Origin of the sequence: Candidatus Nitronereus thalassa (assembly GCF_032191465.1) — a bacterium.
GTDB lineage: Bacteria > Nitrospirota > Nitrospiria > Nitrospirales > UBA8639 > Nitronereus > Nitronereus thalassa.
The window spans coordinates 1,470,314-1,483,066 of the sequence record NZ_JAQOUE010000001.1 but is presented as its reverse complement, the minus strand read 5'-3'; the positions used below and the strand labels follow the sequence as shown (position 1 = coordinate 1,483,066).

At 47.9% G+C, this 12,753-nt stretch carries 15 protein-coding genes; 14 read left to right on the top strand and 1 reads right to left on the bottom strand.

The window, feature by feature from the left end:
* The first annotated feature begins 58 nt into the window (after positions 1–58).
* From PPG34_RS06670 to rlmB, 8 genes are all read left to right on the top strand, one after another.
* Entirely contained in the window at positions 59–763 is a 705-nt protein-coding gene (locus PPG34_RS06670; RefSeq protein WP_313832384.1) for a 2-oxoacid:acceptor oxidoreductase family protein, read from the top strand.
* 23 nt (positions 764–786) lie between these two features.
* Complete coding sequence (locus PPG34_RS06665; RefSeq protein ID WP_313832383.1) at positions 787–1,116, top strand: 4Fe-4S dicluster domain-containing protein; 330 nt, start codon at positions 787–789, stop codon at positions 1,114–1,116.
* Between the two features lie 54 nt (positions 1,117–1,170).
* Positions 1,171–1,920: a carbon monoxide dehydrogenase beta subunit family protein gene (locus PPG34_RS06660; RefSeq protein WP_313832382.1), complete on the top strand. Its 750-nt coding sequence runs from the start codon at positions 1,171–1,173 to the stop codon at positions 1,918–1,920.
* 70 nt (positions 1,921–1,990) lie between these two features.
* Entirely contained in the window at positions 1,991–3,337 is a 1,347-nt protein-coding gene (locus PPG34_RS06655) for a transketolase C-terminal domain-containing protein (RefSeq protein WP_313832381.1), read from the top strand.
* A 240-nt stretch (positions 3,338–3,577) separates the two neighbouring features.
* Positions 3,578–4,360 carry a 5'/3'-nucleotidase SurE gene (gene surE, locus PPG34_RS06650; RefSeq protein ID WP_313832380.1) on the top strand — a complete coding sequence of 261 codons (783 nt, stop codon included), beginning with the start codon at positions 3,578–3,580 and terminating at the stop codon, positions 4,358–4,360.
* A gap of 13 nt (positions 4,361–4,373) precedes the next feature.
* Positions 4,374–4,979, top strand: a complete 606-nt coding sequence (locus PPG34_RS06645; RefSeq protein ID WP_313832379.1) for a YqaA family protein — start codon at positions 4,374–4,376, stop codon at positions 4,977–4,979.
* Positions 4,980–4,990: 11 nt separating this feature from the next.
* Positions 4,991–6,472 carry a cysteine--tRNA ligase gene (cysS, locus tag PPG34_RS06640; RefSeq protein ID WP_420888064.1) on the top strand — a complete coding sequence of 494 codons (1,482 nt, stop codon included), beginning with the start codon at positions 4,991–4,993 and terminating at the stop codon, positions 6,470–6,472.
* The gene (rlmB, locus tag PPG34_RS06635; RefSeq protein WP_313832377.1) at positions 6,366–7,235 is read left to right on the top strand and encodes a 23S rRNA (guanosine(2251)-2'-O)-methyltransferase RlmB; all 870 of its coding nucleotides are present in this window, start codon (positions 6,366–6,368) and stop codon (positions 7,233–7,235) included. Before cysS ends, rlmB begins: the two co-directional genes overlap by 107 nt.
* On the opposite strand, the gene PPG34_RS06630 is transcribed toward rlmB, so the two are convergent.
* Positions 7,219–7,479: a LuxR C-terminal-related transcriptional regulator gene (locus tag PPG34_RS06630; protein WP_313832376.1), complete on the bottom strand. Its 261-nt coding sequence runs from the start codon at positions 7,477–7,479 to the stop codon at positions 7,219–7,221. The two genes, rlmB and PPG34_RS06630, sit on opposite strands and share 17 nt — an antisense overlap.
* A 131-nt stretch (positions 7,480–7,610) precedes the next feature.
* On the opposite strand from PPG34_RS06630, the gene PPG34_RS06625 reads away from it, so the two are divergent.
* The 6 genes from PPG34_RS06625 to PPG34_RS06600 all read left to right on the top strand — a co-directional run bounded on the left by PPG34_RS06625 (position 7,611) and on the right by PPG34_RS06600 (position 12,716).
* Positions 7,611–8,387, top strand: coding sequence for a prepilin peptidase (locus tag PPG34_RS06625; RefSeq protein WP_313832375.1), 777 nt, complete (start codon positions 7,611–7,613; stop codon positions 8,385–8,387).
* Between the two features lie 63 nt (positions 8,388–8,450).
* A complete protein-coding gene (locus PPG34_RS06620) occupies positions 8,451–8,933 on the top strand; it encodes a GspH/FimT family pseudopilin (RefSeq protein ID WP_313832374.1) in 483 nt (160 codons plus the stop codon).
* A gap of 47 nt (positions 8,934–8,980) precedes the next feature.
* Positions 8,981–9,355 (top strand): type IV pilus modification PilV family protein, encoded by a 375-nt coding sequence (locus PPG34_RS06615; protein WP_313832373.1) that lies wholly within the window; start codon positions 8,981–8,983, stop codon positions 9,353–9,355.
* Between the two features lie 2 nt (positions 9,356–9,357).
* The gene (locus PPG34_RS06610) at positions 9,358–9,972 is read left to right on the top strand and encodes a PilW family protein (RefSeq protein ID WP_313832372.1); all 615 of its coding nucleotides are present in this window, start codon (positions 9,358–9,360) and stop codon (positions 9,970–9,972) included.
* Complete coding sequence (locus tag PPG34_RS06605; RefSeq protein ID WP_313832371.1) at positions 9,969–11,309, top strand: pilus assembly PilX family protein; 1,341 nt, start codon at positions 9,969–9,971, stop codon at positions 11,307–11,309. The genes PPG34_RS06610 and PPG34_RS06605 overlap by 4 nt, the downstream gene beginning before the upstream one ends.
* Before the next feature lie 213 nt (positions 11,310–11,522).
* Complete coding sequence (locus tag PPG34_RS06600) at positions 11,523–12,716, top strand: ATP citrate lyase citrate-binding domain-containing protein (RefSeq protein WP_313832370.1); 1,194 nt, start codon at positions 11,523–11,525, stop codon at positions 12,714–12,716.
* Positions 12,717–12,753 lie beyond the last annotated feature (37 nt).

Sequence of the window (12,753 nt, the reverse complement as noted above, 5' to 3'; positions counted from 1 at the left end):
GAGTTATCTACAGATGTCAGGTTCATGAAGGTATTGAAGATAGAGGAGGGTTTGGGTCATGGCGATTCGTTTTAATATTCGTATGGCAGGAGTAGGAGGACAGGGTGTTGTCACGGGCTCTCATATTTTTAGCACTGGAGTAATTAATGCCGGTGGAGAAAGCACGATTGTTCCTTTCTATGGTTCTGAAAAACGGATGGCGCCAGTGGAAAGTTATGTTCGGGTCTCCGATGAGCCAATTTATGAAATTGGCGAGATTACCTTTCCTCACATTATTATGATTTTTCATCCTCAGGTCATTACTCATGGAAAAAGTTACACAAACCCCTTTTACTACGGGTTGAAAAAGGAAGGGGTCGCCTTAATCAACCATGATGGGCCCATGAGGTTAGAGCCGGATCAGGAACGTGAGCTAAAAGAAATTAATGCCAGATTATTCTATTTGCCTGCGACCACGTTGTCGCTTGATGTGGCTGGGATTGACCTCGCCACAAATATGGCGATGATTGGTGCTATGGGGGCCATCACCGGTTTGACGAATATGGATGCCTTGGCTCAAGCGGTGAAGGATCGATTCCTTGGAAAAGGCTTCGTGGTTTCCGGGGGGACAGCGGCTTTAGATAGCGTGGTAGAAAGAAAGTTTAAGAAAAAGCAGGAGCTCATTGATAAAAATCTTGCTGTTGTAAAAGCTGCTTGGGACTATGCCGTTGATAATGGGTGGGCTAAAGTAAAAGAAGGCGCGACTTCTGCGGCAACGGCCTAGCTCATCTTTGAAGAGGGGATACTATGTATTTAGTTGCTCATATTGATACAGAAATTTGTGCTGCCACTAGTTGTAAATTATGTACCCAATATTGTCCCGAAGCTAATACCATTAATTACAATAATGACGCGGGCAAAGAAAAAGGTCTGAAGTATGGAGCCGCCTATGTCGCCGTGGATCGTTGTAAGGGCTGCGCCCAATGTGTCTGGGTTTGTGACAATATGGCGAAACATAATGCCATTAAAATGGAAATGATTGATCAGATTGGTGACCAGGCACTCACTGAAAATATCACCTATGCGGAAAAAAATAGTAGCGCGGTGTTAGCCAATCCGGTTCGTGGACAAATGTAAAACCGACCATTTTTGTATCATTTACAACCCAATGATTGGAGTCAGAAAGTGGGAGTGACAGAGTTAGAAAGAATTGTTGAGCCGGGACCGGCGGGGTTTCATCCTCCATCTGCTGCCGAGTTGGGTGTGCTTCCTCCAAAGCCAGGAAATGGGCTAACTTTTGGGCATGAAGTTGCTGAGGAAAAGGCATTGGAAGAAATGGCCAAGGCCATGTTTACTAGAAAAAATGCCACAATTTTCCCAGGACCCCTCGTCTTGTGGAATTGGAATGATCATGCAGCGGATAAAGCCAAGGCCGTTTTGGAACTTGCCGCACAAATACCTGATGTCTTGATTATTCCCATGCCAGATTATCGTCCCAAATATCCAAAAATTGAACCTGAAGAAATGATTAACCCTAATCATCCAAATTTAACCATTTGGGGGAATAAAATTGAGGTCTGTATTTTCATTGGCGTCCATTGTCATTATGCCAATTTGACCCTAAAAATGATTCGGGCCGGGACGAACTGCTGGACTTCGGCGATTTGTGCAGAGCAAGGCCATGAAGACGCTATGTATACCGTAAGAGATTCCGATGCCACAAAAATTCGGAAGGCGGCCCAAGTCTTCAAACGAGTGCGTGAAGAGATGGGGTTAAAGTTGCCGGAGAATGGGGAAAATGTTCGATATACCGGCTTTCAATCTCTGGTGCATGGAGGGAAAAGTCATACCAACCCATTGGATATTCCAATCGGGAATGAAGGAGCGGCTAGTGCTGCAGCCTTTGGCCATAAGCCGGAAGATATGCAACGAGAAGGGTAAAGAAAACATACATTAATGGTGTCCTTTCAAATTGAAGGGACTTCGCCACCACCCATAAAGGGGTTAAGCCATGAGTGATACATTAGAGCCAGAAGTCAAAACCAATCCACAAGGCGACCCAATTACGAGTGCCGCACCGGCACCTTCATCACAGAGCGGGAGAAAAGATCCCCATGCCGAGGCAAAAAGACAAAAAGAAGTGACTCCACAATATATGTTTAACGAAGCTCCTCGGGAGCGAGAGTTTATTACCGGGAGTGAGGCCGCCAAGGAAGCGGTTCGCCGATCAAACGTGGATCTTTCTATTGCCTATCCCATTACCCCCCAAAGTGAAACCATGCAGCTCATTGGGGTATTGTATGGAGAAGGCTATGTGAAAGAGTATTACCGTGGCGAGGAAGAATATGGCGTGATGTCTGCCATCGCCGGTGGATCACGCGCCGGTGTGCGTTGCTTTACCGCAACTGCCGGCCCAGGTACGCTTCGCGGGATTGAGCCCATTGCTTCATGGCCAGGGCATCGATTGCCAGCTGTGGCGATGTTTACCTGCCGCGTCGTCAACGCGCCTTTAGCCATTCAACCGGACAATATTGAAATCGCCTACCTGCTGAATTGTGGAATGATCGTCTTCCATGCGGAGAATCAACAAGATTTGTTTGATTTTATCATGAAAGGTTTCATCATTAGTGAAATGAATGATGTAACTCTTCCTGTGGGGGTGTGTTGTGATGGATTTTTTGTGACTCATGCGCGTGGGTATTGTGCCATGCAGGATAAAGGTCTGAAATTACCTGCCCGTCAAGCCTGGCGTGGGGCGGTGCCGGTGTTGGATGCAGAAAATCCACCAGCTCGATTGTCTCGTGATGCTCCGGTCCAGAAATCAAACTTCATGGCCTATAACATTCATGCGGTGTGGCAGCAAGAGGTGTGGGCCGCGGTTGAACGATCACGAAAATATATCGATTTATACATGGATGGACTGCTGGAAGCTCAAGATGTTGAGGGTGCCGAGGTAATTTTGATTGCTTCAGGTAGTATGGCTGGCCAATGTCGTGAAGCCATTCGTATGTGTACAGAGAATGGCATACAAGCTGGGCTGATAAAAATTAGGTCATTGAGGCCATTTCCCACAAAAGAACTTCGTAAACTTTGCGCAAAGGCCAAACTCATCGTGGTGCCTGAATTTAATTATGTTGGGTGGTTAGCCAAAGATGTGGCCACGGCGGTTTATGGGTATTCCAAAGCCAAAATTGTGGCGGGTCCACATGTGTATGGTGGTATGTCCATGCCAGTTGAAATGATTTACGAAGAAATTGAATGTGGACTTACCGGTAAAAAATCTGCAACCGTTCCATCATCCGCCATTATGGGTACGGTCGATCCAGATGAAGTTGCTCATTTTATGCAAAATATTTGATGGGCTGTTGAAGCAAGAATAATTTGAGAGTAAAAATGAAAAAGAGCCCGCCTCATTCATTGAGGCGGGCTCTTTTTCGTTAGAACCATATGATGACCTGATTGTCCTGGATATTACCCTAACTTAAGCAAAAAAATTACCGACATTCATTCACAGTATGAAGAGCATAACGTCTGTTTCACCTTGGACTAGGAAAATTTCATTGATTGAGTCAGGGGAGAAGAATAGGTTTTTTTTCTTATGACCATCCTCGTGGCCAATGATGATGGGATTGGTTCCACTGGCATTCGAGCTTTAGCCAAGGCCTTATCGGCCCTTGGGGATGTTTGGGTTGTGGCCCCAGACCGCGTGCAAAATGCAATGGGACGTGCTATCACCTTGCACAAACCTCTTAGGCTGACACAAGTCGGGCGCCAAATGTATTCCGTTAATGGGACGCCTTCCGATTGTATTACCTTGGCTGTCGGTCAGCTTCTGAAAGGAAAGAAACTTGATCTTGTGGTTTCTGGAATAAACAAGGGGTTAAATCTTGGTGATGATGTCACCAATTCTGGTACGGTGTCGGCTGCATTAGAAGGAGCCATTCGTGAGATACCCTCGGTGGCGGTGTCTATGGATGGGCAAAAGCAATTTCGATTTTCTGTGGGCGCCAAAGTGGCTTTCGAAATTGCGAGAATGGTCATGCAGCATGGCCTCCCAGCCGATACCCTGTTGAACGTGAACGTGCCGGATCTGCCTACAAGTAAAATTCAGGGAATGCAATTCACTTCATTAAGTCGGCGTCGATATGATAATCCAGTGGTTGAAAAAATGGATCCACGGGGTGGAAAGTATTACTGGATTGCTGGGGAACAGGTGTCATGGAATCGAAAAAAACATTCAGATGTGGATGCTATTACCAATGGTTTTGTCTCATTGACTCCTCTTCACTTCGATATGACACAGTATAGCGCGTTGACAAAGTTGCGGGCTTGGGAGCCCACATTAAATAAACGAGTCCGTACTCTTCATCAGTCGTCCTAACTAGTCCTGCTCTATGATTCACGAGCTTTATGATTGGATGTTATCTTGGTCGGAATCGCCGTATGCAGTGCCGGCGCTCTTTATCCTGTCTTTTGCCGAATCTTCATTTTTTCCTTTGCCTCCGGACGTGCTACTGATGGCCCTGACCTTAGGCAATCCATCATGGGGCATGTACTATGCTGCGGTGACGACCGTCGGGTCAGTGTTGGGAGGAATTTTTGGTTATGCCATAGGATGGTGGGGCGGTAGGCCGTTGCTTCTGCGGTTCATGGGAATTGAACGAATGACCATGGTGCATCAAACCTTTGAACGGTATGAAGGTTGGGCCATTCTGATTGCAGGGCTGACGCCAATTCCGTATAAAGTGTTCACCATCGGCGCGGGGGCCTTCTATGTCAATTTTCGGGTCTTCGTGATTGCGTCCCTCCTCAGCCGTGGGGCTCGTTTTTTTCTTGTAGCCGGAACACTGCAACTCTTTGGCCCATGGGTGAAGGAAGTGATTGAACAATACTTTAATCTCTTAACGATTCTGCTTGTGGCGCTCATTGCCATTGGATTTTGGGTGGTCAAACACCATGCCAAGAAAGCCATGAAGGCTTCACCATCCCCAAGTGATTAAGCCAGTACGCCGTGAAGATATTCAACTCCCTGACCAGTAAAAAAGAAGAATTCGTGTCGCGCATTCCACATCAGGTTGGCATGTATGTGTGTGGAGTAACGGTGTACGATGAATGTCACCTAGGCCATGCCCGGAGTGCCATCGTCTTTGACCTTATCCGACGTTATCTCACCTACCGAGGGTACGAGGTCAACTACGTAAAAAATTTCACGGATATTGATGATAAAATTCTCAATCGGGCGGTGGAAGAATCCAGACCCTGGAATCAAGTCACCGAAAAATATGTGCACGCCTATTACCGGGACATGAATCGGTTAGGAATCCTAAACCCCAATATCGAGCCGAGAGCCACAGAGCATATGACTGAAATCATCGAGATGATCAAGGCCTTGGTAGATAAAGGGCATGCCTATCAGGTCGACCATGATGTTTTTTACGAGGTTTCTACGTTCGCGACCTATGGACGGTTGGGACGAAGGAAGTTGGAGGATATGCAAGCAGGGGCGCGGGTTGAGGTCGATTCCCGCAAACGAGACCCCATGGATTTCGCATTGTGGAAAGGCGCGAAGACTGGAGAACCGGCCTGGGACAGTCCTTGGGGCGCTGGGCGCCCTGGGTGGCATATTGAGTGTTCGGCTATGTCCGTGCATCATCTTGGGGACATATTCGATATCCATGGTGGGGGCAAGGATCTTATTTTTCCCCATCATGAAAACGAAATTGCACAATCGTGTGCTGCGACTGGACAAGAGTTCGCTCGGTATTGGGTGCACAACGGATTCGTCACAATTGACGAAGAAAAGATGTCTAAATCACTGGGAAATTTTTTTACTATTAGGGAAATATTTGAAAAATCACAGTGGAAAGAATCAGTGACTTCGGAATCTCTCAGGTATCTTCTACTGTCAACGCATTATCGAAGTGACATTAATTTTTCTGATCAGGCTCTTTCTGAGGCAAAATCTGCATTAGACAATTTTTACGGACTTTTCCAAAGACTAGAAGAACCTGCGGTAGAAAGCAAAGAGCTTTCTGACATAGAACTAGCAGGTATACTTGTTGAAACCGAACAAAATTTTGAGAAGGCCATGGATGATGATTTTAATACCCCAAAAGTATTAGGCGAGTTCCATAGACTTCGTGGTATTTTGAATAAATTTGAAGGAAAATATTCAGATCAAGGAAAGCGCAAGATCCTAAAAAGTTTCCGAAAATGGGGAACTCCAATAGGTCTTTTCCAGGTTCAACCTAAAGACTGGCAATTTAGTCCAATTGTAATTACACCTCCTGCTGGTGCATTGGGGATTTCTGGTGTCGCCCCAGTCGTTATAGAGGGGGCAACAGATGAATGGATAAATCATCAAATCGAAAGTCGACGCAAGGCCCGTGAGGAAAAAAACTTTCAAACAGCAGATCAAATCCGAAAAGACCTGGCCTCCAAAGGCATTATCCTCGAAGACCGTCCCGACGGTTCCACGAGATGGAAGCGATAATTTCGGCGAACGAATCTGTGGTATCCATGCGGTAACCGAAGCCCTTCGGGCAGGGGCTCGAAGTTTCGTGAAGATCGCATTGACTCACCGGGATCGCCAATTTTACAAGATCATTCAAATGGCAAAAGCCCAAGGGGTTCCCCTTGTGGTGGAGCCGCGTCATCACCTGGATCGATTGGTCCTTCGGGGAGAGCATCATCAAGGCGTCGTCGGGTTTGTGGCGGCCAAATCGTATACTACCGAAGACGAAATTCTAGAAAGGGCCCTTTGTCAACAGGAGGCTCCCTTATTCTTGGCCTTGGATGGAGTTGAAGACCCGCAAAATCTTGGGGCCATTATCAGAACGGCGGAAGCGGCCGGTGTCAATGGAATATTCATTCCCGACCGGCGTTCAGTTGGGCTCACCTCAACCGTCGCTCGTACATCCGCTGGGGCTTTGGAGTATATGGCTGTAGCGCGGTGCTCCAATATCGGAAAACTGATCGAACGATTTGAGGCGCAAGATATTTCGTCGATTGCATTGCATCCAGATGCGAAACAATCGTACCATGAAATGGATATGAATGGCCCTATTATTCTAGTGTTTGGTGGGGAAGGGAAAGGGGTTCGGCCAGGAGTCCTCCAGAAATGTGCTGGGCAAGCTAAAATTCCAATGCGGGGGAAAGTGGATTCGCTCAATGTTTCGGCGAGTGTGGCCGTGGTGGTGTATGAGGTTGTCAGGCAGAGAATGGCGGCGAAAGTCGGCCTTAACGAATCTGGATGAGGCCCTCTTGAATTGCGGCATTAAGGAGTTGGGCTGCGTTAGACACGCGGACCTTTTTCATCATATTGGCCCGATGGGCCTCCACGGTTTTGACACTGATTTTAAGTCTTTGCGCGATTTCTTTGTTCTTCAGTCCTGACCAAATCAGCTGAAGAATTTCTTGCTCGCGCTCGGTTAAGGCTTCAGGACGTTTTCGTTTCAAGGGAATCATTTCTCTTTTTTTGGCTCTGAGTTGCGTGGTCATGAATCACCGAACTTTTCCTCAAGATGAATTATGTAGGGAATACTAGCAGTCTGTTTGTTTGAAAGTAAAGTGCATAAATTACGTATTTTACGCCATACGAGCGGATTTTCTGACTAACACAAGATGCAGGTATGACAGACCCTTGGTGGCTCTATCTATGGGTGTTTCCGATCGGATTGGTCGTAGGGAGTTTCCTGAATGTCTGTGTAGTTCGATTGCCCGAGGGCCAGTCGGTGGTCTCACCTCGTTCGCGGTGTCCTCATTGTCAACAACCCATCGCCTGGTTCGACAATATTCCCCTCATTAGTTACATTTGTCTTGGGCGTCGTTGTCGGAATTGCCAGGGCTCCATTTCGTTACGATATCCGATTATGGAGCTGATGAATGGCCTAGGCTATGTTGGGATCGTGGCGACGTTTGGTTGGACTTGGGTAGCTGCCGTGTATGCCATATTTTTTTCGGCCCTCCTCGTTGTCGCCTGGATTGATCTGGATCATCTGATCATCCCTGATGTGATCTCCTTGCCAGGGATTGTCCTGGGCCTGTTGGCGGCGGCCACCATCCTGCCCATTGGGTTCCTCAATGCAGTTGTAGGCGTGGTGTTGGGTGGGGGAATTCTTTGGGGGCTCGCCATTCTCAGCCCCTATATGTTCGGTAAGGAAGGTTTGGGGGGGGGAGATATTAAACTCCTCGCCATGATTGGGGCTTTTTTAGGGTGGCAATCAGCGCTACTAACGTTGATGCTGGCTTCGGTGATGGGGGCTGTGGTGGGAATTGGGCTCCTGGTCTGTAAAGTGATGGAGCGAGGACATTACATCCCATTTGGGCCGTTTCTAGTGTTCGGTGCCTTGGCGTCGCTCTTTTTCAAGGCAGATCTAGTGCAATGGTATATTCGAACCATGTGGTAGTTGCGGAAGAAAGAGGCCGTGACACAGTTTCACTCCATTTTGCTGTGAACGGGAGTATGCAGAATGATGGTCGATGTCCCTCGCTCTCCTTTTACTCGTCAGCAGGGATTTACCTTGACCGAGTTGCTGATAGTGCTCGGCATATTGTCCGTGGTAGCCCTCATCGGTGGATCTTGGCTGTCAACGCAGATTCCTCATTATCATCTCAATGGTGCAGTTCGACAGGTTCGGGCGGATCTATTGGCGGCGAGAATGCAGGCCGTGAGTCAGGGCAATGAATTTAGAGTCCTTTTCTCGGAGGCGCATCAGTATGACATCTTGGATGATGATAATAATAACGGGAAGGCCGATGTAGGAGAGTTTCTTGAAAGTCGATCGATTCAAGATGACTATCCTGGGGTCACGATTCGTTCTAACCGCAACCCCATATTTCATCCGAGAGGAACGGCCTCGAGTTTGGGAACGGTGACGATCGCCAATCAGGCTGGAGAGATGTTGGTCACTGTGAGCATAACCGGCCAGGTCAAGGTCAAACCTCCTCAATAAAAATACCGCTGAAGCCATCAGTAAACTGTCTCGTCGAAGGAGGAGCCATGGGCAATCGGCGTGGCTTAACCCTGGTCGAAATCATCATTGCCATGGGATTGGTGTTTGTGGCGCTCCTCGCTCTTTCTGGGCTGGCCACGGTGTCATGGAAGGGGGCGGCCACAGGCAAGCATCTCTCCACTGCCACCTTTTTAGCGCAAGAGAAAATCGAACAGCTAACACTGATTGGATACAACCCTGCAATTCTCGGTCAGATTGTAACCGATGAGCCATATGAATCCCTGCTTGATTTTCCCCTCTATAGACGCGTTATAGCGATTAGTCCCAATACTCCGAACGTAGGCTTGCACACCATCACCGTCACCGTATCTTGGGCAGAGGATCGGCATTCCGTATCCTTGTCTACCATCGTGGCTGAATAAATATGGCCCATTCCTCGACAAAAATCTTTGATCAGCGGGGAGTGACATTAACCGAACTTATGGTGGCCCTGGTGATGGGTTTAGCCACGGTGGCAGCGGTATATAGTATTCACCTTATTCAGGTGAAACAACGAGTCGTGCAAGAAGATGTAATGGGGATGCAACAAAATGCCCGTGCCGCTATGGATCTGATGACGCGTGAAGTTCGAATGGCTGGCTACGATCCCATGGGAGTAAATCGAGATAAAAACAGCTCAAATGATTTTCTTGGAGTCGACTATCATCCAAAGGAGCTGCACATCAGGTCGGACCTTAATGGAAATGGGGTCCTCACCGATTCCAATGAATCCATCGTGTTTCTTCATGACGCCTCCACGATGACTCTGAAACGAAAAGTAGGAAGGGGTGGGCGACAACCTGTGGCGGGGCACATTCAATCTTTAGTCATTCGATATTTTGATGGACAAGGGAACGTGACTGGAGATGCTACGCAGATTCGAATGGTTGAACTCATGCTTACCGCGCAAACCGAACATCCTGATGCCAATTATCCAAAAAACGATGGCCATCGAACTTTTACCCTACGCTCTCGAGTGGTCCCCAGGAACTTGCCATGAAATTACGGGTGGAAATTGGACGTGTAGGAAAATCAATTACTCCTCAAATGATTGTAACCAAACAATGCCAAGGTTTCGCCTTAGTCTCTGCGCTATTATTAGTGGTTGTGGTGGGAATTGTGGCGGTCACTGTGCTCCAAACGACTTCGACGGAAATCAAGATTAGTGGAAACCAGCGACAGGCAGTACAAGATTTTTATGCTGCTGAGGCAGGGTTGGCAGAAGCGAAAGCGCGGTTGAGAAACCGACCAGGAACTGAACAATTTTTTATTGCTGATCTCGGGCAAAATGCCAACCCCATATGGTCTGCGTATATTGTGACCTCAACCTCGTGGACCCCCAACGATGACCAGAGTTTTTCATCTCAGTTGTTAAATTACTTTCCTCAACCCGGAAATCCTACAAGTAGCGCGATTCAGCCGAACAGTATGCAATCGCTGCTTCCCTACTGGATTAAGGTTCGACACAAAACTGAATATGATGCCGAGCAGACGGGGCATAAGGCGGAAACTCCCCACTACCTTGATTTGGACGGCACGAATAAAAAGCATCAGGTGGCAAATGTCGGAAACGTGATTTTTTACGGTTATTCGAATAAGGATTCGATCATTCCCCAACCGTTAACCATTCAAGGCCCCACCCCCTGGTTACCTGTGAAAATGGTCACGGTTCATGGAGGGAACGGTGCAAGTGGAGTACTTCTTGAGGCTGAGTTGTTTCACCCTCCTGGGCCCAATCATCTCGGGGCTGTATATGCAGCGGGGGCTGTGACTTTTGCTGGACAGGGTGGGGCAATTTATGGTCATGATGCTTGTGGAGGGGCTCCTAGCCTTCCTCCGGTGTATTCAGGCAGTCTGGTGACTTCAGGTGAGGCGATGCAATTTGATGGGGGTCCGACGACCCCTTACCAAGGGGGAGTAGAGCTAGATTTGTCCCAAGCCCTGACGGGACTCAAGTCAGGTGCTATCTCTGTTCAGTCAGGTCTCTCGAATCAAGAATCAGGATCTTCGCCTGATTCCGCAACCTATTTTATTCAAGGGACAAATCAGAGTCCGACTGTGATACGCAACTTCCAGGGGCGAGGCATGTTATTGGTGAATGGGTCGGCAATATTGGAGGGGGAAGTCTCTTGGGAGGGCATGATCATTGTCAACGGCGAACTCATTATCCAGGGGGATGGGGCCGCGATTACCCTACAGGGTGGGCTATGGGTGAGTGCCCTCAAACAAATGGGAGGCCAGCTTAGCGTCCAATATAATAGTTGCTTCATAAAATCCGCATTACTCTCGCAACCCGTGAAAGTGCGGACGTGGAAAGAAGTTTCTTCAGGATTTTGAAACCACCAACATCAAGTTGTTGAATTTAAAAGAAAAACTTCATGAGATGTGCAGATGGTGGTTAAACGGTATCATTTTCTGGGCCTTTCGTCTCTCGTTTGTTCTGGGTCTTCTGGTTGGTTGCGACAAGAAAAAAATCTCATTAAAATCCACCGTTCGGTGTTCTGAGTTCTGAAATTTCTATATATCACCCACCTTAACAAAGGTTTCGTTATGGCTAAGGTACTTGAAGGCCCGGGAATGGGCTTGTTGAAGAAGTGGGGGCTGCAAACCCCGAATTACGTGGTCGTGAGTTCGTCAGAGGAATTTGACCAACTTGCACAAACCAATGACTGGCTACAAAAGAGTAAATTGGTTGCCAAGGCCCATGAGGCGTTGGGGTCTCGATTTAAATTGGGCCTGGTCAAAGTTGGGTTGGATCTCAAGGGCACCAAAGCGGCAGTCAAGGAGATGTTAGGCAAAAAGGTGGAATCAGTGACCATCCGTGAAGTGATTGTTTCGGAAGCCATTGATCACACCGACGAATATTATGCCGCTGCCAAATCGGTGCGCGAAGGTGTCGAGATCATGGTGGCGAATTGTGGCGGGATCGAAGTTGAATCCAATTGGGAGAAGGTGAAACGGATTTTAGTGGATATTGGCGAAGAGCCGACCGATGCGGCGCTTTCTGGTCTGGTAAAAGATGCTGGATTTTCTGGTGACACGGCCAAAAAGGTGGCGGAATTCCTCAAAAAGCTGTTCATCTGTTTTGATAACGAAGATGCGCAATATTTAGAAATTAATCCGGTGGTGCAAAATTCCGCCGGTGATTTGGTTGCTCTCGATGCGGTCACCCTCCTCGATGGCGATGCCAAATTCCGTCACAAGGATTGGACGTTTCCTTTTGCTGCGGAATTTGGTCGTGCCTATACCAAGAATGAAGAAGAAGTCATGGCGGTCGATGCCAAGGTCAAAGGGTCGGTCAAGCTCATCGAGATTCCCGGAGGCAATATTGCCATGCTGCCCGCTGGTGGAGGCGCGAGCGTGTATTACTCCGATGCCGTCGTGGCCCGCGGAGGAAAATTGGCTAATTATGCCGAATACTCTGGTGATCCTCCGGATTGGGCGGTGGAAGTGTTAACGGAGAAGGTTTGTTCGCTGCCAGGTATTACTAACATTATTGTTGGTGGCGCCATTGCGAATTTTACTGACGTCAAAAAGACCTTTGGTGGAATCATCAATGCGTTTCGAAAGGCTAAGGCCGAAGGCAAGATGGACAATGTTCGCATTTGGGTGCGTCGAGGCGGCCCGAATGAAAAGCAAGGATTGGCTGCAATGAAAGAGCTGCAAAAAGAAGGCTTCAAAATTGAAGTCTTCGATCGCACACTGCCGTTGACTGATATTGTGGATATGGCTTTGTCTAAATAATTTTCTAACTAAGACTACGACCTGAGGAGAGAGTTCG